25 protein-coding genes are annotated in these 22,674 nt (G+C 39.4%); 15 read left to right on the forward strand and 10 right to left on the reverse strand.

Annotated features, from left to right (window positions below):
- The first annotated feature begins 259 nt into the window (after positions 1-259).
- The 4 genes from H5088_RS10365 to H5088_RS10380 all read left to right on the forward strand — a co-directional run bounded on the left by H5088_RS10365 (position 260) and on the right by H5088_RS10380 (position 2,818).
- Positions 260-1,207: a LysR family transcriptional regulator gene (locus tag H5088_RS10365; RefSeq protein ID WP_182711345.1), complete on the forward strand. Its 948-nt coding sequence runs from the start codon at positions 260-262 to the stop codon at positions 1,205-1,207.
- Between the two features lie 82 nt (positions 1,208-1,289).
- Entirely contained in the window at positions 1,290-1,739 is a 450-nt protein-coding gene (locus H5088_RS10370) for an N-acetyltransferase (protein WP_182752811.1), read from the forward strand.
- Between the two features lie 29 nt (positions 1,740-1,768).
- Positions 1,769-1,975, forward strand: coding sequence for a hypothetical protein (locus H5088_RS10375; RefSeq protein WP_182752812.1), 207 nt, complete (start codon positions 1,769-1,771; stop codon positions 1,973-1,975).
- 411 nt (positions 1,976-2,386) lie between these two features.
- Positions 2,387-2,818 (forward strand): hypothetical protein, encoded by a 432-nt coding sequence (locus H5088_RS10380; protein ID WP_154903273.1) that lies wholly within the window; start codon positions 2,387-2,389, stop codon positions 2,816-2,818.
- A 12-nt stretch (positions 2,819-2,830) separates the two neighbouring features.
- Here the strand turns inward: H5088_RS10380 and icd are convergent, their stop codons facing one another.
- On the reverse strand, positions 2,831-4,099 hold the full coding sequence (icd, locus tag H5088_RS10385; protein ID WP_138488944.1) for an NADP-dependent isocitrate dehydrogenase: 1,269 nt from the start codon (positions 4,097-4,099) through the stop codon (positions 2,831-2,833).
- 188 nt (positions 4,100-4,287) lie between these two features.
- Here icd and H5088_RS10390 point away from each other — a divergent pair, with 188 nt between their 5' ends.
- Positions 4,288-5,091: a hypothetical protein gene (locus H5088_RS10390; RefSeq protein ID WP_039490175.1), complete on the forward strand. Its 804-nt coding sequence runs from the start codon at positions 4,288-4,290 to the stop codon at positions 5,089-5,091.
- On the opposite strand, the gene H5088_RS10395 is transcribed toward H5088_RS10390, so the two are convergent.
- Entirely contained in the window at positions 5,088-5,639 is a 552-nt protein-coding gene (locus tag H5088_RS10395; RefSeq protein ID WP_182752813.1) for a hypothetical protein, read from the reverse strand. The genes H5088_RS10390 and H5088_RS10395 overlap by 4 nt on opposite strands.
- 371 nt (positions 5,640-6,010) lie before the next feature.
- Here H5088_RS10395 and H5088_RS10400 point away from each other — a divergent pair, with 371 nt between their 5' ends.
- A complete protein-coding gene (locus H5088_RS10400) occupies positions 6,011-6,178 on the forward strand; it encodes a hypothetical protein (RefSeq protein ID WP_002961566.1) in 168 nt (55 codons plus the stop codon).
- A 139-nt stretch (positions 6,179-6,317) separates the two neighbouring features.
- Positions 6,318-7,160 carry a transporter substrate-binding domain-containing protein gene (locus tag H5088_RS10405; protein ID WP_154903278.1) on the forward strand — a complete coding sequence of 281 codons (843 nt, stop codon included), beginning with the start codon at positions 6,318-6,320 and terminating at the stop codon, positions 7,158-7,160.
- An 84-nt stretch (positions 7,161-7,244) separates the two neighbouring features.
- Here the strand turns inward: H5088_RS10405 and H5088_RS10410 are convergent, their stop codons facing one another.
- The 5 genes from H5088_RS10410 to H5088_RS10430 all read right to left on the reverse strand — a co-directional run bounded on the left by H5088_RS10410 (position 7,245) and on the right by H5088_RS10430 (position 10,840).
- Complete coding sequence (locus H5088_RS10410) at positions 7,245-7,826, reverse strand: YceI family protein (RefSeq protein ID WP_039489966.1); 582 nt, start codon at positions 7,824-7,826, stop codon at positions 7,245-7,247.
- 1 nt (position 7,827) lies between these two features.
- Positions 7,828-8,379, reverse strand: coding sequence for a cytochrome b (locus tag H5088_RS10415; protein ID WP_182733213.1), 552 nt, complete (start codon positions 8,377-8,379; stop codon positions 7,828-7,830).
- A 146-nt stretch (positions 8,380-8,525) separates the two neighbouring features.
- The gene (locus H5088_RS10420; RefSeq protein ID WP_182752814.1) at positions 8,526-9,362 is read right to left on the reverse strand and encodes a ScpA family protein; all 837 of its coding nucleotides are present in this window, start codon (positions 9,360-9,362) and stop codon (positions 8,526-8,528) included.
- 6 nt (positions 9,363-9,368) lie between these two features.
- Positions 9,369-9,989: an L-threonylcarbamoyladenylate synthase gene (locus tag H5088_RS10425; RefSeq protein ID WP_002961576.1), complete on the reverse strand. Its 621-nt coding sequence runs from the start codon at positions 9,987-9,989 to the stop codon at positions 9,369-9,371.
- Positions 9,986-10,840, reverse strand: a complete 855-nt coding sequence (locus H5088_RS10430) for an RNase RNM (protein ID WP_002961577.1) — start codon at positions 10,838-10,840, stop codon at positions 9,986-9,988. Before H5088_RS10430 ends, H5088_RS10425 begins: the two co-directional genes overlap by 4 nt.
- A 464-nt stretch (positions 10,841-11,304) precedes the next feature.
- On the opposite strand from H5088_RS10430, the gene H5088_RS10435 reads away from it, so the two are divergent.
- The 6 genes from H5088_RS10435 to trpA are packed head-to-tail and all read left to right on the forward strand — an operon-like array spanning position 11,305 to position 17,893.
- Positions 11,305-12,873: an anthranilate synthase component 1 gene (locus H5088_RS10435; protein WP_182752815.1), complete on the forward strand. Its 1,569-nt coding sequence runs from the start codon at positions 11,305-11,307 to the stop codon at positions 12,871-12,873.
- Position 12,874: 1 nt separating this feature from the next.
- Positions 12,875-13,477, forward strand: coding sequence for an aminodeoxychorismate/anthranilate synthase component II (locus tag H5088_RS10440; RefSeq protein ID WP_149592564.1), 603 nt, complete (start codon positions 12,875-12,877; stop codon positions 13,475-13,477).
- A gap of 11 nt (positions 13,478-13,488) precedes the next feature.
- Complete coding sequence (trpD, locus tag H5088_RS10445; protein WP_154903287.1) at positions 13,489-14,526, forward strand: anthranilate phosphoribosyltransferase; 1,038 nt, start codon at positions 13,489-13,491, stop codon at positions 14,524-14,526.
- Positions 14,519-15,883: a bifunctional indole-3-glycerol-phosphate synthase TrpC/phosphoribosylanthranilate isomerase TrpF gene (gene trpCF / locus H5088_RS10450; RefSeq protein WP_182752816.1), complete on the forward strand. Its 1,365-nt coding sequence runs from the start codon at positions 14,519-14,521 to the stop codon at positions 15,881-15,883. Before trpD ends, trpCF begins: the two co-directional genes overlap by 8 nt.
- 7 nt (positions 15,884-15,890) lie before the next feature.
- Complete coding sequence (trpB, locus tag H5088_RS10455; protein WP_002961582.1) at positions 15,891-17,075, forward strand: tryptophan synthase subunit beta; 1,185 nt, start codon at positions 15,891-15,893, stop codon at positions 17,073-17,075.
- Positions 17,072-17,893 carry a tryptophan synthase subunit alpha gene (trpA, locus tag H5088_RS10460; RefSeq protein ID WP_024595006.1) on the forward strand — a complete coding sequence of 274 codons (822 nt, stop codon included), beginning with the start codon at positions 17,072-17,074 and terminating at the stop codon, positions 17,891-17,893. The genes trpB and trpA overlap by 4 nt, the downstream gene beginning before the upstream one ends.
- A 64-nt stretch (positions 17,894-17,957) precedes the next feature.
- Here the strand turns inward: trpA and H5088_RS10465 are convergent, their stop codons facing one another.
- Positions 17,958-18,536: a type 1 glutamine amidotransferase domain-containing protein gene (locus H5088_RS10465; protein WP_007582489.1), complete on the reverse strand. Its 579-nt coding sequence runs from the start codon at positions 18,534-18,536 to the stop codon at positions 17,958-17,960.
- Between the two features lie 364 nt (positions 18,537-18,900).
- On the reverse strand, positions 18,901-19,170 hold the full coding sequence (locus H5088_RS10470) for an HU family DNA-binding protein (RefSeq protein WP_007375441.1): 270 nt from the start codon (positions 19,168-19,170) through the stop codon (positions 18,901-18,903).
- A 191-nt stretch (positions 19,171-19,361) separates the two neighbouring features.
- Between H5088_RS10470 and H5088_RS10475 the strand changes: the two genes are divergently transcribed.
- Together H5088_RS10475 and H5088_RS10480 are read left to right on the forward strand one after the other, a co-directional pair.
- The gene (locus tag H5088_RS10475; RefSeq protein WP_024599345.1) at positions 19,362-19,937 is read left to right on the forward strand and encodes an inner membrane-spanning protein YciB; all 576 of its coding nucleotides are present in this window, start codon (positions 19,362-19,364) and stop codon (positions 19,935-19,937) included.
- A 76-nt stretch (positions 19,938-20,013) separates the two neighbouring features.
- Entirely contained in the window at positions 20,014-20,655 is a 642-nt protein-coding gene (locus H5088_RS10480) for a CPBP family intramembrane glutamic endopeptidase (protein ID WP_182752817.1), read from the forward strand.
- Positions 20,656-20,788: 133 nt separating this feature from the next.
- Here the strand turns inward: H5088_RS10480 and H5088_RS10485 are convergent, their stop codons facing one another.
- On the reverse strand, positions 20,789-22,669 hold the full coding sequence (locus H5088_RS10485; protein ID WP_182752818.1) for a hypothetical protein: 1,881 nt from the start codon (positions 22,667-22,669) through the stop codon (positions 20,789-20,791).
- Positions 22,670-22,674: the final 5 nt, after the last annotated feature.

The raw sequence follows: 22,674 nt of genomic DNA on the forward strand, positions 1-22,674 counted from the left end.
ATGTTTAAAGTACTTATGGCAAACTGATGTCTCAGGCATAGCAGTTGTGACTTATGTGGGTTGTGGTGATTTACATAAGATCATAAATTGCTGTGCCTGTCACGTTTTGGGGATTCGTCAGCCCATAGGGTTCTTTCTAGGGACGATTAACTCTTTGTTGCTCGATTTTTACTTAGCCCACTAGGTGGCAAACCTCGCGCCGCGATTAAATCGCCCCTAGATTGAACAAATTTCAACCCTGAAAGGCCAACACGCCCATATGAATATAAGAAATGTCGATCTTAACCTTCTCGTTTATTTAAATGTGTTAATAGATGAAAAAAGTGTGTCGAAAGCTGCAAATAAACTCGCGCTTACGCAACCGGCTATGAGTAACGCATTAAAACGTTTGCGCGATTTATTTGACGACCCGCTACTTGTGCGTGCCGCAGGCTCTATGACGCCAACGGCAAAGGCACTTGCGTTAAAGCCTGAAGTTGAGGCGCTCTTAAAAATGGCCGAAGCTATTACGCAGCCTAGTGAGCAATTTAACCCTGCAACCGCTGAAGTTACCTTTAGAATAATGGCAAATGACTACATAGAGTCGACCTTAATAGCCCCTTTTATAACTGCGCAGCTTAGTAAAAATCCCGGTATTAATTTTGATGTATTAAGTCCAAGCGACATAAACCTGCAAGACATGGAAAAAGGCACTATAGATTTAGCAATAAACCGCTTTAATGGCCTGCCACGCTCGTTTCATCAAGCCAGTGTTTGGCGCGATAATTACTGTTGTTTAACCCATCCTAAAAATACATTTTTACAACAATCAGGGTTAGACGACTACTTAAAAAAAGAGCATATTTGGGTAAATCGTGCCGGCTGGGGGCCTGAAGCCGCTGTTACTAATAAATCAGGAAAGCAAAAATTAGGCTGGGTAGATGAAGCGCTTTGGCAACTAGAACAAACCCGTAAAATACGTGTTTTTACTCGCCACTACATGGTCGCAAGTCTGCTTTGCCAATCAGAGCAACTTATTGCCACCCTACCGCGCAGGCAAGCTAAATTATTAACCTCTCATACTGATTTGGTAATCAGCCCGGTGCCATTCCAAATAGTGCCTATTGAAGTAAAAATGATATGGAGCCCACTGCTACACCATGCGCCAGCGCACCAATGGTTAAGGCGTGAGTTATTAGCGTTTGCTAAAACGATTGCAGATAGATAAATTATTATTTTCATCACATCAAGCACCAGGTATTTTACTATCGCGCATACTGTCCAAGCTTTACTTTCATTAGAAGAATATAATGATAAACAAACTTAATAATAAGAATAACGATATTGCAAATATAATTTTTGCTGTCTTTCAAAAGTCCTATGCTATAGAGGCTAAACTGATCGGCGCGCATAACTTTCCTCCTTTAGCGCGTAATATTAGAGGTATAAAAAAATCAGAAACAACCTTTTATGGCTACAGCGAAAATGAATGTTTAGCAGCCGTTATTGAAGTAGATACAAACAACGAGTGTTTAGATATTTGTAGTTTAACCGTTGATCCTAGTCATTTTAAAAAAGGTATCGCAAGTAAGCTAATAAGTTATGTTTTAGCGATGGATGATTTTTCTCATGCAATAGTGGAGACTGCGGTTGCTAATACTCCTGCAATAAATTTATATAAAAAGCATGGCTTCGTGGAATTTAAAAGATGGATCCCTTCACATGGTATTGAAAAGCTGGCTATGTCGGTCGTAATTTAAATCAGTATTTCAAAATAGGTAATTTACAAATGGATAGTGCATCAATAATTGCGTTGAGTGTTTTGTTTGGAGGCATAGGTATTGGCTACCTTACTTACGGGCGAAGAAAAAAAGCCGTAGTACCGCTTTGTATTGGTTTGTCGCTATTGGTATTTCCGTATTTTATGAGCAGTGTTAGCATGCTGTTGATTGTAGGCGCTATTTTAGTGGCTATTCCCTACTTTATTAAAATTTAATATTACTATTGTTACGGCTAAATAAAATACACGAGAAAATAAAAAAGCGCCGTGGTATTCAACTTTGGGAAAATACCATGGCGCTTTTGGAAATCGTCGATATAGGAGTCTACCTACAGTGTAAGATTAGCAAGCTTAGTACCAACTTCATAAAACAATTAAAATTCAATAAAAACAATTAACTAAGCATCCACCTTAACTCATCAACTAATCCCCTTGTTCCAGTTTTGTGCACGTTTTTACCGCTCTGCACCAAATTAATTAGTATAATTTAGGTATGTTTTCTATTTTTTATTTAGTTTTAAAACTTACTATTGATGAAATCAATGTCAGTTATTGAAAACAACAATTTCATTAATAATACACTTAGCGCTAGAGTGAAGTTAAGCCAACAAACTAAGAGTAATAATTATGACAACATCAAGCTTCACACAACAAGACGGGTTATTTATTGATGCTAACTTACATCAGTTTATTGAAGAGCAGTTATGCGTAAAAACTAACACCACTGAAACTTACCAAGCATTAGCTACTTTAGTTGATGAGTTTGGTTGTAAATGCCGTAAAACAAAGCACCAACCAAATGATGTATTAGAAGTGGATACATTGCTAAACGCATACCAACTTAAAAACCACCCACTTTGCCATGTTGATGCACAAACGACAGAAGCCGTTTTAGACGAATATTGCTGCCAGGTTCCTGCAATTATTGTTGTTGCGTTAATGGATACGCTTAGTGGTACGCAGTGCGATGAACCTCAAGCACATGAGATTTACCATCGTGCAGCGCAGTTAACCAACCGCCCTTGCATGCACAGAGTAAAAACTGCCTCAGCAGCTTAATAATGAATGTGTTTAAAAGTGCTCGATAACCTTCTTTGCAAAGCCAGTACAAGTTAAGGTTGTCGAGTTATGAATACTTGAGTTATCGCTCTGCTCTTGCGCTAAATCAAAGGTTACTTCACCGCTTTTAAATGTTTGCTCTAACGCATTTTCTATTAGTAATGCGGCCTCGTCCCATCCCATAAATTTAAGCATTAACACCGCACTTAAAATACTACTGCTGGGGTTTGCTTTATTTTGCCCTGCTATACGTTCAAACGTGCCGTGTGTAGGCTCAAAAAATGCGACATCGTTATTTAAATTTGCAGCAGGCATTATGCCAACACCGCCAACTTGTGCGCTCAGCATATCCGCTAAAAAGTCACCATTTTGATTAGTCGTCACCACTACATCAAATTGCTCTGGGTGCATTAAACATTGCTGCAGCATGTTGTCGGCTATAACTTCTTTAATAATTAGAGGTGCTTGATTTACTCGCTCTATTTGCAGCCAACGCCCATTTTCATGTGCAGTGGCATTAAATTCGCTTTGTGCAAGTGCATACCCCCAACGCTTAAATGCCCCATCGGTAAATTTAAGTACATTGCCTTTATGCACTAGCGTTAATGATTCACTATCGTTTTTAAGTGCATAGTTAATGGCAAAGCGCATTAGTCGCTCAGAGCCTTCTTTAGATATATTTTTAATACCAATACCGCATTCTTGTGAAAACCTTAAGCGGGTTACGCCCATTTCCTCACATAAAAAATCGAGCATTTTTTCGCTTTCTACACTCCCTGCTTGCCACTCAATACCTGAGTACACGTCTTCGCTGCTATCACGAAGCACTGTTATGTTTGTTAAAAAAGGATTTTTTAAAGGAGAAGGAAGTGCGCTAAAGCCTTTTATAGTTCGCATATTTACAAACAAATCCATTTCTTGCCTGAGTGCAACATTAAGCGATCTAAAGCCACCACCCAGTGGTGTGGTTAACGGCCCTTTTATGGCAATTTTGCAGGCACGTACCGCGTTAATTGTTTCTTGTGGAAACCAGTCACCGTCATACAGCTTTGCGGCCTGCTCGCCATTATAAACTTGCATCCAATGAATTTTCCGTGCACTTTTATAACAATGCTCAATTGCACTATCAACAACGTGGCGCATCACCGGCATAACATCCAGCCCCACGCCATCGCCATCAATAAAAGCAATGATAGGTTCTAACGGTATTTGCCAATGTCCTTGTGCATCAATAGTGATATTTTGGCCGTGCTCAGGAACTTGAATATGCTGATACGTCATGGCTAAAACCTAACTTAAAATAACGATTAATTGATTAAACCATGCTTAGCTAGAGGTGTCTGTATTTGTACTTTTATAGTTACTATCATTTTAAAAAATAAAGAATTAGGCGTGATTATTTATCCATTTAGTTGGTCTTGTATATTAAGCCTGGCGTACCAGTTATTAAATTACAGTGGAGCATTTTAATGAAATACTTTTTTGTACTGCTACTATCAATCAGCTCTTTTAATGTATTAGCCGCTGAAGTAGTCATACATAACCTTAGCTCGCTCTCAAGTAATGCTCAAAATACGGTGTCTACATGGGTTAATCAAAGTGTTGAAAAAACACAAAATACACTGGGGCCTTTAAAGCAAACCACTTTGCCTATTTATTTAAAACCGCAATACTTTGCTTTTGAGCCTGTACCTTGGGCTACAGTTAAGCGCAATAACCCCGATGGGATTGAACTACATATAGATCGCTACGCCAGTTTAAATGCATTCACTAAAGATTGGACGCTATACCATGAACTTTCGCATTTATATTTGCCGCTACTTCCCTACTCCGGTTTTTGGCTAAGCGAGGGTTTTGCCAGTTATATGCAAAACGTAATAATGCGTGACAGCGGTATAATCACCCAGCCACAGTTTGTACAACGTTTAAATGCAGGATTTGATCGTGCCCGCCTGCAAACCAAAACTAAAACACAGCCACTTAATAAGCTCTCTGCCGATATGTGGAAACAACGCGCCCAGCAACGTGTTTATTGGACGGGTGCGGCTTTTTTTGCACAGGCCGACCTTAAGCTACAAAAACAAGGTTTATCTGTCGCGGGTATAATAAAACAGTATCAAACATGCTGTAGACCCGCTCGTTCTAGTGCTAAAACCTTTATAAAAGAGTTAGATAAGTTATCCGGCAGCAGCATTTTTACAACGCTGTATGCAAAATATAATACCCGTACTGATTTTCCTGATATTAATAAAAAGCAGCTAAACACGCTTTAACGGCTGCTCTGTTTTATATAGCTACTATATTCAACCAGCCCTTGCGCATTAAAATTGGTTGAGTACTCGTTCATAAAACCATGCAAAAAATTGGTTTTATGGCACTTAACACCCGCTTTGGTGCTTAAAGCTTTAATAACTTCATCAACATTAAAGTGACTCTCACTTTCTGGGAATATGAATTCACAGGGTACATTTGCATCTAACGCTAAATGATTACGAATTTGCGACGGATAAAAGCCAATTAACTTTTTAAGGTGTGTATTGCCTGTTAATAACTGTGCCCGCCATGCTGCACTTGCCCCTGCGCTAAACGCAATACATGTGGTCGGCACTTTTAAACTCTCAAAGCATTCTAGAAGTTTGTCCGTGTATTTGTCATGGCCACACTGCTGTATAAAATTATTATAACTATCTTGTTCACTTTCAATAGCTTGAATCTTGTTATTGTATGGGTCAACAATCACTAAATTTGAACTAATTGCCTGTGATAACTTACTTAAAGCAGGGGTTAAACCATAAATATCACTCACTATTAGGTAATTCATACTTATCCTTTGGTAACTAAAAATGGGCTTTGTAAGCAGTTGATAAGATTTATTATAAATATTTTTATAATAAATAGCTTGCACACAATTTATATATAAGTTACCTTCCCTCTCTGGTTTAAAGAAACCGCCGCGGTTAACCATTTACCCTGATCCAGTAAGCCCCGCAAAACGTATATTTGAAAGCTAAGTTATTGTACGGCGAGAACCCCTTGAATAATACCGAGATGATTTTTTACTATCATCGCAAAAGTGTCATAAAGATCGTCAACACTGTAATGAAGCTAAACACAACATCGTTAATTTATTGACTGCAATTTGCTATACAAATATAGCGCAGAATAAATAACAAGAATAAAGTGAGTTTTATTATGTCTTATAAATATAACGGGTCTATGATCCAAATAGCACATCCAGTGCAATCAATTTCAGTAAACAAACATCGTGTAATCTTCAGTGATACACAAGGTTTAAAAAATGCATTATTTCAAAAAGCGAGTGATGCACGCCAGTTTGTTAAGTGGCTAAAAGCTAACTAAGCAACATATAACTTTAATTGCCATTCTATTATTGCAATTATTGATAAGATATTATGCCAGCCTTGTTGCTGGCATTTTACTTTTTAGCCCTTTATTGGTTACAATAGTTTTACAATAATAATTACTGGTAGCTGTTGTAATGCTCCGTATATTTTTAACTTTCTTACTTTTTTTCTGTCTGAGCTCAATAAGCAATGCTAGAACCATAAACTGGCTAGCGCACGATTTTGCACCCTATTATATTTTAAATGGTCAATATCAACACCAAGGCCGTGACGAAAGCATAATTTCTTTACTTGAAAAACAACTTCCTAATATTACCTTTAACCGCATGCTTATCCCCTCAGGTAAAGTAATTCAAGAGCTGTCTAATACTTCAAATAATGTTTGTGCGTTATCGCTTTATAAAAATGATTACAGAAAAGAGCATATTTATTTCACAGACGAAAGCTCAACAACGGGCCTCTCGCCTTCAATAGCAATGCATAAAAAGCTGGCCAAAGCGCTAAATATAGCGGAATCAAAAGAAGTATCACTACTCAATTTAATACAAGATAAAAAACTAACTCTTGGAGTTTCTATGAGCCGCTCTTACGGCCAAGAGATAGATACTTTAATAAACAGTACACCCAACATTGATTTAGTAATTAGACCCACACGCGATAGCCTAGCGAGCCTTACATATATGCTTAACCTAAAACGAATTGATATTTTGCTGGGTTACCCAAGCGAGCATTACTATTTAGCTAAATCAATGCACTTTGAAGAAAACTTAACGCAGCGTCCATTAACCGAATCTCCAGCGCTCAGTTATGGCTTTATTGGTTGTACTAAAAACGAGCAAGGCGCAAAAGACATCGCTATTCTTAATGAGCAGCTTAAAGTTATTAAAAAAACGCAGGCTTATAACGATTTACTTATGCGCTGGTTGCCTGAGGATTTAAGGCCTCTATTAAAGTCACGTATTAATAGCACAAAATAAACAAATTCAAAGTCGCTTAATTTGAGTTTCTGTTAAGCAAAAAAAACGCCACAGTAAGTGGCGTTTTTATATTCAATAACTGTATTACTTACGAACGCCTTCTATTGATAAAATAATATCAACATGAGTAGATGCAGGCCCTAAGTTGTAATCAATACCATAATCTGTAAGTTTAAGGCTGGTTTCGCCTTCAAAACCTACGCGGTATCCACCCCACGGATCTTTACCTTCACCCACTTTATCTATTTCAAAGGTAATAGTTTTAGTTACGCCATGCAGCGTAAATTCGCCGGTTACGTCGGCCTCTTCACCATCTTCATCAAATTTAATGCTGGTGCTTTTAAATGTCGCTTTTGGGTATTTATCCACATTTAAAAAATCTTTACCATGTAGGTGCTTATCACGCTCTGCATGGTTAGAATCAAGGCTTGTGGTGTCAATATTTACCATAATTTTTGATGCATCAGGATTTTTAGCATCGTAACTAAATGTGCCGTCAAAAGTATTAAAACGACCATATAACCAGCTGTAACCTAAGTGTTTAATTTTAAAGTTAACAGATGCGTGCCCGCCTTTCGTATCAATTACATAATCAGCTGCATTAGCGGCTGTTGCCGATAACATCATTGCAGCCGAAACGGCTGTGCTTACTAATAATTTTTTCATTTTAATCATCCTTTAATGGTTTGATCATTCTGATTAAGGTTTTATCTTTATCGATAAAGTGATGTTTTAACGCCCCTAGTGCATGCAATACTGCAAACCCGATTAATGTGCACGCGCCATAATAATGTACTTTTCCTGCAATATCGGCTTGGTCATCAAATGCAAAATCAAGCGCTGATACGTTAAATAAGGTAAACACTTCTATTGGACGTCCGTCTGCGGTTGATATTAAATACCCTGCAACAACTATAACTGCCAAAATAATATACATAGCAATATGCGCAGTATGTGCTAATTGGTTCATGCCTTTACTTTCACCTAATGGTTTAGGTTGTGTAGATAAAGCACGCCATAAAGTTCTAAATAAAAATACGGCCACAAGTGTAATACCAATGCTTTTATGTAAATCGAGCGAGCCTTTATACCAGCTATCATAATAAGTAAGCTCAACCATATATAAACCTAAACCAAACAGGCCAAAAATAGTCAACGCCATGAGCCAATGTAAAATAATGGCGACAAGTCCGTAAGATGAAGGTGTATTTTTAAACATGTGTAACGTCCTATAATGCTATGAAGTTACAATATAGTGCATAGCCGTAAATGAAAATAACATTTACAAACACTTTACGTGCGTATACGCACAGAACTTTGATAATTAAAGTCAGTTTTTAAAAGTTGAGGATTAAACAGATAAGTTTATAGGGTGAATTGCTCGCTCAAGCTGACATAAATTAAGCTCTCTGGGCTTACTTGCAAACAAGTAACAAGTCCTTCTTTAATGAGCTCAAGCATGGCTATAAAACTAACCACCACACCACTACGCCCTTCATCAGGCGTAAAAAGCGCATTAAATACCACTGCTGAATTCGCTTTCGATAGCTGTTGTAATATTTGGCTCATTCTCTCTCGGGTTGAGAGTACTTCAGCAGTAATTTGATGATGTTCAAACGTTTTTGCTCGCGCCATAACATCACTCAACGCCAGCATTAAGTCTTTCAGTTCAATATCAGGGAGGTTATGACTTGTGTCTTCATTTATTGGCATAGCGGCATGCGCTATAAAAATATCACGCCCAACACGGGGGATATAATCGAGGTTTTCGGCGGCTTTTTTAAATAACTCATATTCTTGCAGGCGTTTAATAAGCTCAGCGCGAGGGTCTTCTTCCTCTTCAAGTTCTTCGTGAACAGGGAGTAATAAGCGCGACTTAATTTGTGCAAGTAACGCAGCCATTACTAAATATTCACCGGCAAGTTCGAGTTGAAACTCGGTCATCATTTCAACATAACTTACATACTGCTCTGTAATACTAAAAATAGAAAGATCGAGCACATCAAGCTTATGCTTTTTAATTAAATAAAGCAGTAAATCGAGCGGGCCTTCAAAGGTTTCTAATATTATTTCGAGCGCATCGGGCGGAATATATAAGTCTTCTGGTTTATCTACAACCGCTTTACCATGCAAAAAAGCCAGTGGCAGCTTCTGCTGCACTGGCTTTTCACTACTTTTTGTATCAGCAGTACTTTCGCTCACTTGTTATTACTCAAACGGGCTTGTATCACCACAGCCAACACGCAATATTTTAACTTCATCTTCCGACAAGTCGATTACTGTGGTTGCTTGCTCGGCTAAATGGCCACCGTGAATAATTAAATCAACGTGTTTATCTAATCGCTCTAATATTTCATCCGGATCAGATTCAGTAAACTGCTGCCCGGGTAAAATTAAAGAACACGACATTAATGGCTCGCCAAGTTCGGCAAGTAACGCACAAGCAATTGGGTGTTCAATTACACGCATACCAATTGTTTTTTTCTTGTCGTTTAATAAACGCTTAGGGACTTCTTTTGTGCCTTTAAAAATAAAGGTATAAGGCCCTGGCGTATTATTTTTAATTAATCTAAATAGCTGGTTATCTACACGTGCATAAGTAGATAGCTCCGATAAATCACGGCAAACTAGCGTAAAATTATCGTTTTTTTCAATACCACGAATACGCTCTATGCGCTCTTTGGCTTGCTTATTACCAATGTTACAGCCAATGGCATAGCCCGAATCTGTTGGGTAAACAACAACACCGCCTTGTTTAATAATATCAACGGCTTGACTAATTAGTCTTGGTTGCGGGTTATCAGGATGAATATGGAATAATTGACTCATGTTAATGCCCCTTCTTGTCCTTCCCAAACTTGCCATACACCTTGGCAGTCTTTCGGTAAGTATAAATTTTTGCCAAGCTCTAAATAGCTTGTCGGAAAATGAAAATCAGACCCTTGCGAGCAAAGTAGTTCGTACTCACGGCTGAGTTCACCTAAAAATTGACGTTCGCTTGGCGCCTGTTGAGGTTGTGCAACTTCCATTGCGTCTCCTCCTACACTTTTAAATTCTACTAATAATTTGCGTAGCCACTTGTTTGACATTTGATAGCTACTTGGGTGAGCAAGTACAGCAACACCACCAGCAGCATGTATTGCCTCTACAGCGGTTTGCATGGTGCACCAGCAACTAGGTACATAGCCTGTTTTGCCGCGCCCTAAGTACTTTTTAAAAACACCCGGGAAATTTTTAGCTACACCGCGCTCAATAAGGGCACGTGCAAAATGTGCGCGCGTAATTTGCGCGTCTTTTGCCAGCTCTTTAGCTTGCTCGTAAATGCCATCAAAACCATTTTTTGCAAGGCGTGCGCCAATTTCTAGTGCACGCTCTTCTCGCTTTTGCTGCTGAGCCGATAATAAAGAGGTAAGGTCAATATTATTAATATCAATATTTAAACCTACAATATGAATTTCGAAGCTTTCCCATTTGGTAGACACTTCGGTACCCGTTATTAATGAAAGCGGTAAGTTTTCTGCTTCAATAAATTGCTGAGCAGGCTTAATAGCCGCCACAGTGTCATGATCGGTAATAGCAAACACATCAATATTTTTATCAACAGCGCGATGCAATAATTCTTCAACCGTTAAACGCCCGTCTGAATGTGTAGTATGGCTATGTAAATCGTATTTTATCAAAAGAAAACTGCTTAAAATTAAGGGTTACTGGTGTTTATGTAAGTATAACAACTTTTTTGACTAAATTGTTTTAAATAAACACTTGACACAAAAGCATAAGATACGTTTTACTGTAGCCACTTTCAGACACATTAAGAATTAACAATAATGATCAATTCAAACTTAAACACTATTTGGTGGTGGCACTCGTAATTTTCGGGTGATGAATTGTCGTGTCTAGCAAAAATTCAAAACCCGCAACTATGCGGGTTTTTTTATAACTAAATTTTACGAAACATATACGTTAAAAATATTTAATAAATTTTGAGGCAGAAAAACATGAATAACGGTCTTACTCTTACACATCGTTGGTGGTGGCGCCTGATATAGCGGGACGGTAATGATCTGTTTGTAATTTAGATATCGTTATTCAAACCCCGCATTGCAAAAGCACTGCGGGGTTTAATTTTTTGAGGGAATGAGGTTTGATTTTTAGTCATATAACTACCACACCAGGCGAAGTAACAAGCATTACGCAAGTACGCGACTATATTAGTAGCCCTCTTGCATTATACGCGGCACTTGATAAGCCTAACTCACTACTGCTTGAATCGGCTGAGATTGATTCTAAAGACAGTGTAAAAAGTTTAATTTTAGTTGATAGCGCCCTGCGCATTGTATGTAAGGGTAAAACGGTAACTGTTAGCGCACAATCTAATAACGGCAAGCAATTATTAAGCTACTTACAAGCAAATGTTAAGAGCTGTGATTCACAATTAAACGACACAACGCTTACACTTAACTACCAAGACACCAGCAGCGATATAGACGAAGCAAGTAAGCTTGTTGCCGATAACGCCTTCAGCGCTCTTCGTACCTGTATTAACAGCATTCAAAGCACTACCGAAAATCCGTTTTCGGTATTTTTAGGCGGTGTGTTTGCCTACGATATGGTGGCAAACTTTGAGCAATTAAGTGATGTACCTGATGGCGAAAACACCTGCCCAGATTACGTATTTTACTTAGCCGAAACCTTAGTTGTTATTGATCATCAAAAACAAACAACTGAGCTCATTGGTAATGTATTTAACGGCCCAGACGTACACGCTAACTGTTTTGAAGTAGGTAAAGAGCTTGAGCGCTTAAATACGCTTTGCGATAACGCTGCAGAATTTAGTGCGGATATGCAAAGTGGCAAATGTGAAGTAAGCGTTGATATAAGCGACGAAACGTATTGCGAGCAAGTTGTTAAGCTTAAAAAGAATATTGTTGATGGTGATATTTTTCAGGTAGTGCCGTCGCGTACATTTTCACTACCTTGCCCTGATTCTTTACATGCGTATAGCCAGCTTAAAAAGCAAAACCCAAGCCCTTACATGTTTTATATGCGCGATGAAGACTTTGCATTATTTGGCGCGTCTCCTGAGTCGGCCCTTAAGTACGACGTAAGTAATCAGCAAGTAGAAGTTTACCCAATTGCTGGCACTCGCCCACGTGGCAAATTTGCTAATGGGCAAATAAACCCCGACTTAGACAGCCGCATTGAGCTGGAACTAAGAAACGATCAAAAAGAGCGCGCCGAGCATTTAATGCTTGTCGATTTAGCCCGTAACGACGTAGCCCGCATTAGTGTTGCAGGTACTCGTTTTGCCAAAGAGTTATTAAAAGTAGACCGCTATTCACAGGTAATGCATTTAGTTTCACGCGTTGTTGGCACACTAAAACCAGAACTTGATGCACTGCATGCTTACCAAGCGTGTATGAACATGGGCACCCTTGTTGGTGCACCAAAAGTACGTGCTGCTGAGCTTGTACGTCAAACAGAAGGTAAGCGCCGTGGCAGTTATGGCGGCGCTGTAGGTTACTTAACCGGTGATGGCGCAATGGATAGTTGTATTGTTATTCGCTCTGCTTTTGTTAAAAATAACATAGCCTACGTGCAAGCAGGTGCAGGTGTAGTGTTTGACTCAGATCCTATTTCAGAAGCAAACGAAACTCGCGCTAAAGCACAAGCGGTTATCACCGCCATAAAATCTACGTATAAGGCGGTATAAAATGAGTAAAGCGAATCCTATTAAAATCTATTTTTTAGATAACTTTGACTCATTTACATATAACTTAGTTGATGAGCTTACGATGCTTGGCTGCGAACTTGTTGTATACAGAAACAACATTAGCGCTGAGGTTATTTTTAATAAAATGCGCCAAGAGCAAGGCCAAGTACTATTAGTACTTTCGCCTGGCCCTGGAACACCAAGCGATGCAGGCTGTTTAATGGAGCTTATTGAGCTCTCTAAAGGCCACTTCCCAATGCTAGGCATTTGTTTAGGCCAACAAGCATTAACACAAAGCTATGGCGGAGTAATCGGTCACGCGGGTGAAACCGTACATGGTAAGTCTTCAATTATTAATTTAGGCGAACATCCTGTATTTGATGGTATGGGCAATACAATGCCTGTAGCACGTTACCATTCATTAATGGCAACAAAAGTGCCTGATAATATAAAGGTTATTGCCCAGTACGAAGATATCCCAATGGCTATTTATCATCATGATGACAACGCATTGGGTTATCAATTTCATCCAGAATCAATACTGACGCCAAACGGCGCAATGCTACTTCAGCAAAGTGTCGCTTACTTAACACGTGCCAAATAATAGAGGACATTATGAGTACACAACCAGAACAACCCATAAATGTTCAACACGCTATTGAACAACTAATTACAGGGCAATCATTAAGCTACGCAGACGCCAAAGCACTGTTTGATGAAATAATGCAAGGTAACATGAGCGAGATTGAGCTAACCGCCCTACTAATAAGCCTTAAAATTAAAGGCGAAGTAAGCGATGAAATAGCAGGTGCTGCAGCCTCAATGCGCGAAAACGCTGTTGCTTTTACTACCAGCAGTACACAACTTGCTGATAGCTGTGGCACTGGCGGCGATGGCTCAAACACAATTAATATAAGCACAACAGCAGCCATAGTTGCCGCTGCTGCCGGCATCAACATGGTAAAACATGGTAATCGCAGTGTATCGAGTAATTCAGGCTCTGCCGACTTACTAAAAGCGTTGGGCATTAATATAGATATGAGCCCAGAGCAGGCAGCAAAATGCCTTGAGCAAACCAATTTTACCTTTTTGTTTGCACCGCACTATCACAGTGGCGTACGCCATGCGATGGGCGTGCGTACAGCGCTTAAAACACGCACTATTTTTAATATTTTAGGCCCGCTTGCTAACCCAGCAGCACCTGATGTGCAATTGTTAGGTGTGTACAATGAAGCGTTATGTATGCCAATGGCACAAACACTTAAAACCCTTGGCACAAAGCGCGCTATGATTGTTCACGGCTCGGGCACTGACGAAATAGCTCTACACGGTCCAACAACGGTAGTTGAGCTGAATAATGGCGAGCTTACACAGTACACACTAAACCCAAGCGACTTTGACCTTGCAAACTATTCACTTGAACAACTCGCTGGTGAAGGCCCACAATACAACGCAAATGCTAGCCTTGAAATCTTACAAGGCAAAGGCACAGATGCACATAATGCTGCCATTGTGGTTAACGTAGCTGCCCTTTTATACCTAACAGGTAAAGCAGAAACGTTAAAAGAAGGGGCAAAGCAAGTACAAACATTATTAAGTTCAGGGCAAGCCATGAACACACTAAATGCAATTATTGAGGTAAGTAATGGCTAATGTATTAGACAAAATTGTTGCTGATAAAAAATTAGAACTAATTGAGCGTAAAGCCGCACGCCCGCTTGAAAGCTTTAAACACCTTGCAGTGCCTACAAGCCGTAGTTTTTACAAAGCATTAGCCGCCCCAGGCACACAGTTTATTTTAGAGTGTAAAAAAGCATCGCCTTCAAAAGGGCTAATTAGAGAGCCATTTGATTTAACCGAAATCACATCGGTTTATAAAAAATACGCTACCTGCATGAGCGTGTTAACTGATGCTAAATATTTTCAAGGCAGTTTTGACTATCTTGAATTTGTGCGCAGCCAAGTAGAACAACCGCTTATCTGTAAAGACTTTTTTATAGATGAGTACCAAGTGTATATGGCGCGTATTTATGGCGGTGACGCTATATTACTGATGCTTTCAGTACTCGATGACGAAAGCTATAAAGCACTGCACGCAGTTGCCGATTCTCTGAATATGTCGGTATTAACCGAAGTAAGTAATGAAGAAGAAGTACACCGTGCACTTGCGCTTGATGCACAAATTATTGGTATTAATAACCGTGATTTACGCGATTTAAGCACCGATTTAGCCACTACCGAAAAGCTACGCAAACTTATTCCGGCTGATAAAGTGGTTATTTCGGAATCGGGTATTTACACCCATCAAGACGTAAAACGTTTAGCTCCATTATGCGATGGTTTTTTAATTGGCAGCTCACTTATGGGCGAGCGTGATTTAGAGCAAGCATGTCGCCGTGTTATTTTAGGTGACACTAAAGTATGTGGTTTAACACGTACCAAAGATGCACAAGCGGCATATCAAAACGGTGCTATTTACGGGGGTTTAATTTTTCATCCTAAATCGTCACGCTATGTTGATTTAGATTGCGCAAAAGAGCTTAGCCAAAGTGCCCCGCTTAATTTTGTGGGTGTGTTTGTAGATGCCCCAATTGATCAAGTTGCTCAATACGCAAGTGTGCTAAAATTGGCGGCAGTTCAATTACATGGTCAAGAAAGTGACGATTACATCGCTCAGTTGCGTACACAGTTACCTTCCGGCTGCGAGATTTGGAAAGCCCAAGCAATAAAAGATGCATTGCCAACGCCTGTAAATGGCGTTGACCGACACCTTTACGATACACACAGCGATACACAAGCTGGCGGTACAGGTAAAGCATTTGATTGGTCGGTGCTTCATGATGCAACCACTCCGTTTATGCTCGCTGGAGGCTTAAATCCAGACAATATTAAAGATGCGCTTTTTAAAGGTGCCTTAGGCCTTGATTTAAACTCAGGCGTTGAAGAATCTGCGGGTAAAAAGTGCCCTAACAAATTACATAATGCTTTTACAAGCATCAGAAATTATTGAGGTTAAAATGCAAAATCCAGCTTATTTTGGCGAGTTTGGCGGTATGTTTGTACCCGAGTTACTTGTCCCTGCGCTTAAGCAGTTAGAAAACGAATTTAACAAAGCACAAAAAGATCCTGAGTTTCAGGCTGAGCTAAGTAAATTATTAAACGAGTATGCGGGTCGTCCTACCCCACTTACTTTAACGCGCAATTTAGTTAAAAACCCAAAAGTAAAACTGTATCTAAAGCGTGAAGACTTATTACACGGCGGCGCACATAAAACCAACCAAGTACTTGGCCAAGCGTTACTTACTAAGCGCATGGGTAAAAAACAAGTAATTGCTGAAACAGGCGCAGGCCAACACGGCGTTGCAACCGCGCTTGCATGTGCATTACTGGGTTTAAAATGTCGAATTTATATGGGCGCAAAAGACGTTGAACGTCAGCAACCAAACGTATTTAGAATGAAGTTAATGGGCGCAGAGGTTATTCCGGTAACAGCGGGTTCTGGAACATTAAAAGATGCAGTAAATGAAGCCCTGCGTGACTGGTCAGCTAATTATCAAGACGCGCACTACCTACTAGGTACAGCTGCGGGTCCTCACCCATTCCCAACAATTGTACGTGAGTATCAAAAAGTTATTGGTGAAGAAGCTAAACAACAAGTACTTAAAGCCGAAGGTCGTTTACCTGACGCTGTTATTGCCTGTGTTGGTGGTGGTTCAAACGCAATTGGTATGTTCACCGACTTTATTGACGAGCCAGGCGTTAAATTAATTGGTGTTGAGCCTGCAGGTAAAGGGCTTGATACAAATGAGCACGGTGCAACAATTTGTAAGGGCACTAAAGGTATATTACACGGTACTTACACGTACATTATGCAAAACGACGATGGCCAAATTGAAGAGTCTTACTCTGTATCAGCGGGTCTTGATTACCCTGCGGTCGGTCCTCAGCACGCATTTTTACACGAAACCGGTCGAGCGCAATACGTGGGTATCACAGATACAGAAGCGCTTGATGCGTTTCAATCACTTGCTAAAAACGAAGGGATCATTCCGGCGCTTGAATCAAGCCATGCGCTTGCTTATGCACTTAAGTATGCAGAAGAGCAAACCGAGGAAAGCGTTTTAGTTATTAATTTAAGTGGTCGTGGCGATAAAGATTTAGCACACGTTCACAATGTACTATCTGAAAGAGGTCAGCTATGAGCCAAGTAAAAACGGATCGTTACGGCAAAATGTTTGCAGCGCTTAACGAGAAAAAACAAGGTGCGTTTGTACCATTTGTAACAATTGGCGACCCAGGTAAAGAGCAAAGTGTTGCGATTATAAAAAGCCTAATTGACGGCGGCGCTGATGCACTTGAGCTTGGTATTCCGTTTTCTGATCCGATTGCGGATGGCCCTGTAATTCAAAAAGCTAATATTCGCGCACTTGATGTGCACATTAACACGCAAGATTGCTTTGATGTTATTAAAGAGATACGCGAGTATAACGCCGATATTCCAATTGGATTATTGCTTTACTCAAACCTAGTTTTTAAGCGCGGCATAGAAGCATTTTATAAAGATGCAAAAGCGGTAGGTGTAGACTCTATTTTAGTGGCTGACGTGCCTCTGCATGAATCTAAAATATTTAGAAAGTCAGCAATGGATAACGGTGTAGACCCAATTTTTATTGCCACACCTAATGCGGATGACGACACACTTCGCCAATGCGCCTCTTACGGTCGTGGTTATACGTATTTACTATCGCGCGCAGGTGTTACCGGTACCGATACAAAAGCACAAATGCCAGCGGGTAATATTGTTACTAAATTAAAAGAATACCATGCAGCTCCTGCTCTTTTAGGATTTGGTATTTCAACGCCAGATGATGTAAAAGCGGCACTTAATGCAGGCGCAGCAGGTGCTATTTCAGGCTCTGCTGTAGTTAAAATTATTGAAGCTAACCTTAACGATTTAGACGCAATGACAACGCAGTTAAAAGCATTTGTTAGTGAAATGAAAGCCGCAACCGCATTATAAAAAGTGTAAATTTACGCATTAAAAAAGGGCAATTAAATGCCCTTTTTTGTTTTTTAAAAGCAAATTAGTGAGCTTGGTGTTTACCCTCTAAAATCTCTTCAATAAATTTAGCATTAAATGCTTCTAAATCAGCTGGGCTTCGACTTGTTACTAGACCTTTATCTACACATACTTCTTGGTCGACCCAATTAGCACCTGCATTAATTAAATCGCTTTTAATACTAGGAAAAGAAGTAATAGTACGGTCGCGCAATTTATTAATTTCAGCTAATAACCACGGTGCGTGGCAAATTGCAGCAACGGGTTTGTTTTTTTCTGCACCAAAAAATCCATCAATAAATGCTTTAGCATCTTTATCTTGGCGTAAACTATCTGGATTAAATAAACCACCAGGAAGCATAAGCGCGTCGTAATCAGCAGGATCCGCGTTTGTAACTAGTTTATCTACTGTTACTTTATCGCCCCACTTGTCTTCATCCCAGCCAGTAATTTGGCCTTCTTTAATTGATACTATTTCGATGTTCGCACCAGCATCAAGTAATGCGCTGCGTGGAGATAAAAGCTCACTTTGCTCAAACCCATCAGTGGCTAAAATTGCGATTTTTTTGCCTTGTAAACGTGTGCTTGTTTGTAATGTACTCATTGAGATCTCCTTATTTTCTTAAAAGGTATATTTAAAATACACAATCAAAAAAGCACGATGCGTGCCGATAACAAGCAATTGAAAATAAAGGATTTAATTTAAGTAGGATTTATAATGCCATGTAAATTATTTAGAGATTATGAATAATGTACATAGAGGAGATATAAACACGGCTTTGATACTCGGTGATTTAAATACAGAAGCTTCGCTTCTCGCGTGAGCAAGCTCAACGCCTACAACTAACGCTCGGCATTATGTTTATTTTGTAGACGCACAACTTGTTGGCGTGATGGGCAAAGCCCATAATTTTATGTTTAATAACTCCACGCAAAGCTCAATCAACGACCAAGCTAAGTAATGCTATTTAAAGCAGATCTTTTAACGCCTTAGCTGGTTTAAAAACCGCTTTATTTGCGCCTTCTATTTCAATTGCAGCCCCTGTTTGTGGGTTACGCCCAGTACGCGCTGGGTAATAACTTAGCGCAAAGGTACCAAAGCCATTAATTTGAACCTGATCCCCCTCAGAAAGCGACTTAGTAATTACTTTTTGCAAGCTTGAAAGTGCTGCTTGAGAATCTTTTTTTGTTAATTCACTTTTGTGTGCAATGGCAGCAACGAGTTCTGCTTTATTCATTTTAGGCTCCTAAATACACGCCAAATCAGTGTTGGTTAAGCGTGGGAATATGATGATATAAAAAGTACCAAACCAAATTGGCAATAAAGCCACGCAGGCTAAGGGTTACAGGGCAACAAGTCAACCTTGTAGTTGCTAAGCTTTATGTGGTAAAAAGCCTTTGACTCTTTTTCGTATAATTTAGGTAGACTATGCACGCATTAATTGAATACATCCCACTCATACTGTTTTTTGCAGTTTTTAAGCTAGTCGATATTTATTGGGCTACCGGTTTATTGATGGCCACTACGCTTATTCAAGTTGCTTATAGCTACTTTAAACATGGCTCTGTGCCTACTCGTCAGTGGATATTTTTCGGCATTGCTGCTGTGTTTGGTACGTTAACGCTGGTACTTCATGATGAGCAATACATAAAATGGAAAGCAACGCTGATTTACGCAGGTTTAAGTTTAACGTTACTTGTTAGCCGTTATGTACTTAAAAAAAATCTCGTTAAAAAAGCGCTTAGCTCAATACTCGAAAATGCTAATGATACAAAGCAAGCCATTGTAGTCCCAGAACCGTTATGGGATAAGCTTAACCTGATGTGGGTTGTAATTACTGCTGGCATCGCAGCGTTGAACATTTATATTGCGTATAATTTTTCGCTCGACTTTTGGGTCAACTTCAAAGTATTTGGTTTAATGGGCATTACCTTTGTGAGTATTTTTGCCACTATTATTGCCCTGTACAAATACCTCCCTAATGAAGAAGAACCAGTAAAGTAATTTATAGATAACTAATATCGTCATAAAAATGTCGTCTTTGCTTGTTAGTTTGTAAAAAAAACAAGTTGAGACGACCTTGAACGCCAATCAATACCGCTGGTTTGAATTTACCCTCATTTTTGTATTGCTGCCTTTGTTGGGCTTTGTATTACGCGATCATTTAGCTAACTGGCTTATCCCTGCGCTTATTATACTTATGAGTGTGTGTTGTATGTTGCTACTAGGCGATCCCCATTTTAAACGGTTTAGACTCACAAGCCTTGGGCAATTTTCTGCTGTTAAAAGGCGTGTGTTTAGCTTCTTTTTTTTAGGTGCGCTGTTCTCAGGCATGTTTTACGGGATTATTCATCAAGACAACTGGTTTACCCTTCCCCGTAACTCATTTAATGATTGGCTTTTACTATTGGTGCTGTATCCAATACTGTCGGTTATTCCTCAAGAATTAATATTCCGAACGTATTTTTTTCATCGTTATAAACGCATCATGCCAAAAAAAGCAGTGCGTATTATAGTCAGTGCGAGTGTATTTGCGTTGGCGCATATAGTGTATGCAAATTGGATTGCAGTAGCCTTAGCCTTTTTGGGCGGTTTACTGTTTGCGTATACCTACGCACAAAGCCGCTCAACGGTCGTGTGTGTTATTGAACACAGCTTATGGGGGCTATGGATGTTTACACTTGGGATTGGCAGCTACCTCGATTCAGGCGCATTTAACTAATATAACAAACATTAAAAAATCCGATATCAGAAACTAATATCGGATTTCGAATAGTTATAAAAACACTTCACTCATCGTAAAAAGCGCTGAGCTGTAAGGCATATGCTGAGTTTTTAATTATTTAATATAATGGTTAAAATAACGACTCAAACTCACCATTTGGAAATAAAACACCAGGAATACCACGTACCGCAGTAACATCAGCTAGTTTAGTATCACCAAAATATAAACCGCCACTGTAATTACGGCCCTTTTGCTTTACATCTAACCAACGTCCATTTTCGCCTTTCGCTATTAGATTAATGTTGCCACTAACATCACGAATACGTAAATCTAACGCGCGATTTTGTATGCTAACAAATATATCTGTAGAAGTAAGTTCTGATAAGTTTTCCACATCGCCTACGTACGCAAATTTAAAATCGCTTGCACCACTCAATGGAAAATCTAATTCAAAAGTAAATGCTAAATCGTCATTATCTTCACCAACAAAAGGCGAAGCCTCTACTGCTGTGATATGAAATGCAGTGTTTTGAATGTCGCTTACGTAACCACCATTAAAATCAAAAGTAGATAACGTGGTTGACTCCTCACCTATTGAATTAACAAAACGATTTAGGTTTACTGATAAATCACCTTCGAGTTTACCCGCGGCTTTATTGATAATTACGTTGGTGGTTACCTGTGTAATACCCGTATCGGCTTCTGGGTTTAATTCGCTTTGAGCATCTATGCCATCAAACTCAATCAGCAACTCACTTACATCCACACTTAATACCGTAGTACCATTTGTGACCGTTGCGCTCATTACACCTTCGATTTTATTACCTAATACACCACTTACTCTGAAAGTTGGAATTGATAAATCAATGGTTATAGGTAACTCATCATATGTGCCAGTAATAGCCCAAGTATAAGGTGATTGGTTGTAATCAATATCTAAATCACGAAGCTTATATTGCCCTGATGGTGTAGAGCCATCAGCTAGTGGTGAATAATTTGTGATAACTTCGTTTAAAGCATTACTAAGTGCATCAAGGGTTCTTTGTGTATCTTCATCAAACGCACCTTCAAGCTCAGTAAATTTTGCGTCTAATTCATCTGAATAACTTTTTTCTTGAAGTCTTGCAACACCAATTATATTTCGCGTATCAACAAGTAACTCTCTTGAGTCTAAGCTTTGCACTTCTGCTGAGCGAGCCTGCCAATTTGCAAATGTAGTTACACTTGCAATCGTTTGCTTAACTTGACCAGCTACATTTTTCAGCAAAGCATTACCTTGGTCGCTAAATAAGTTGTCTGTAACATACTGCGCTGCTAAATCGCTGTAATCTTGCCATGCTTGCTGGTCAGTCTCCAAGTTAGTAAATACATTAAAAGCACTTTCAACACTAAACGAACTATCAGCAACACCAGCTAAAATTGCCGCGTAGGTGAAGGCATTTGTAACCATTTCTGCTTCAACACTTGCATTTAAATTACTGTGCGTTAAATGATAAAAAGGCGTGGCTGATAAACTCGCCTGTGTAGCACTAAAGCCTTCATCTGTAATTGCTTTACTCAATGGTGATAAATAAACCTTATTTACACCCGGTGCACTAAATGCATCCGCTTTGTAATTAAGAGTAACGGCTGTCAATTCTTGGTAGTCGATTAACCGGTTTGCGTTTAAGTCATTTACATCACCACGCACAGTTCTGCCACACCCTGTAAATCGCGGACAAGGTAGAGCTGTATCGCTAGGTATAAACTCAAAACTATTAAAAGTAAGTGGAGTTACACTTACACTCGCAGTATTGATGTTTTCGACTTCAATTGATTCTTTCACCACCCCATCACTATCTAAAACATTAAGCGTGCCCTGTGGTGATTGCCAATTAGATACATAAAAATTTACAGAAGAAGATGTTGAAACTTCACTCACTGCAACAGATTCTGAACTGTCACTGTCTGATGAAGAACCACAACCTACCAATGCAATAGCGACCCCTAAAGGTATAATTTGTTTTAACATCTTCA

The organism is Pseudoalteromonas sp. SR43-3 (assembly GCF_014163875.1).
GTDB lineage: Bacteria > Pseudomonadota > Gammaproteobacteria > Enterobacterales > Alteromonadaceae > Pseudoalteromonas > Pseudoalteromonas distincta.

Excerpts from the sequence above, each read along its gene's own strand:
- H5088_RS10365 (WP_182711345.1), top strand. The coding sequence starts at position 260 with ATGAATATAAGAAATGTCGATCTTAACCTTCTCGTTTATTTAAATGTG.
- H5088_RS10370 (WP_182752811.1), top strand. The coding sequence starts at position 1,290 with ATGATAAACAAACTTAATAATAAGAATAACGATATTGCAAATATAATT.
- H5088_RS10375 (WP_182752812.1), top strand. The coding sequence starts at position 1,769 with ATGGATAGTGCATCAATAATTGCGTTGAGTGTTTTGTTTGGAGGCATA.
- H5088_RS10380 (WP_154903273.1), top strand. The coding sequence starts at position 2,387 with ATGACAACATCAAGCTTCACACAACAAGACGGGTTATTTATTGATGCT.
- icd (WP_138488944.1), bottom strand. The coding sequence starts at position 4,099 with ATGACGTATCAGCATATTCAAGTTCCTGAGCACGGCCAAAATATCACT.
- H5088_RS10390 (WP_039490175.1), top strand. The coding sequence starts at position 4,288 with ATGAAATACTTTTTTGTACTGCTACTATCAATCAGCTCTTTTAATGTA.
- H5088_RS10395 (WP_182752813.1), bottom strand. The coding sequence starts at position 5,639 with ATGAATTACCTAATAGTGAGTGATATTTATGGTTTAACCCCTGCTTTA.
- H5088_RS10400 (WP_002961566.1), top strand. The coding sequence starts at position 6,011 with ATGTCTTATAAATATAACGGGTCTATGATCCAAATAGCACATCCAGTG.
- H5088_RS10405 (WP_154903278.1), top strand. The coding sequence starts at position 6,318 with ATGCTCCGTATATTTTTAACTTTCTTACTTTTTTTCTGTCTGAGCTCA.
- H5088_RS10410 (WP_039489966.1), bottom strand. The coding sequence starts at position 7,826 with ATGAAAAAATTATTAGTAAGCACAGCCGTTTCGGCTGCAATGATGTTA.
- H5088_RS10415 (WP_182733213.1), bottom strand. The coding sequence starts at position 8,379 with ATGTTTAAAAATACACCTTCATCTTACGGACTTGTCGCCATTATTTTA.
- H5088_RS10425 (WP_002961576.1), bottom strand. The coding sequence starts at position 9,989 with ATGAGTCAATTATTCCATATTCATCCTGATAACCCGCAACCAAGACTA.
- H5088_RS10440 (WP_149592564.1), top strand. The coding sequence starts at position 12,875 with ATGAGTAAAGCGAATCCTATTAAAATCTATTTTTTAGATAACTTTGAC.
- trpD (WP_154903287.1), top strand. The coding sequence starts at position 13,489 with ATGAGTACACAACCAGAACAACCCATAAATGTTCAACACGCTATTGAA.
- trpCF (WP_182752816.1), top strand. The coding sequence starts at position 14,519 with ATGGCTAATGTATTAGACAAAATTGTTGCTGATAAAAAATTAGAACTA.
- trpB (WP_002961582.1), top strand. The coding sequence starts at position 15,891 with ATGCAAAATCCAGCTTATTTTGGCGAGTTTGGCGGTATGTTTGTACCC.
- trpA (WP_024595006.1), top strand. The coding sequence starts at position 17,072 with ATGAGCCAAGTAAAAACGGATCGTTACGGCAAAATGTTTGCAGCGCTT.
- H5088_RS10465 (WP_007582489.1), bottom strand. The coding sequence starts at position 18,536 with ATGAGTACATTACAAACAAGCACACGTTTACAAGGCAAAAAAATCGCA.
- H5088_RS10470 (WP_007375441.1), bottom strand. The coding sequence starts at position 19,170 with ATGAATAAAGCAGAACTCGTTGCTGCCATTGCACACAAAAGTGAATTA.
- H5088_RS10475 (WP_024599345.1), top strand. The coding sequence starts at position 19,362 with ATGCACGCATTAATTGAATACATCCCACTCATACTGTTTTTTGCAGTT.
- H5088_RS10485 (WP_182752818.1), bottom strand. The coding sequence starts at position 22,669 with ATGTTAAAACAAATTATACCTTTAGGGGTCGCTATTGCATTGGTAGGT.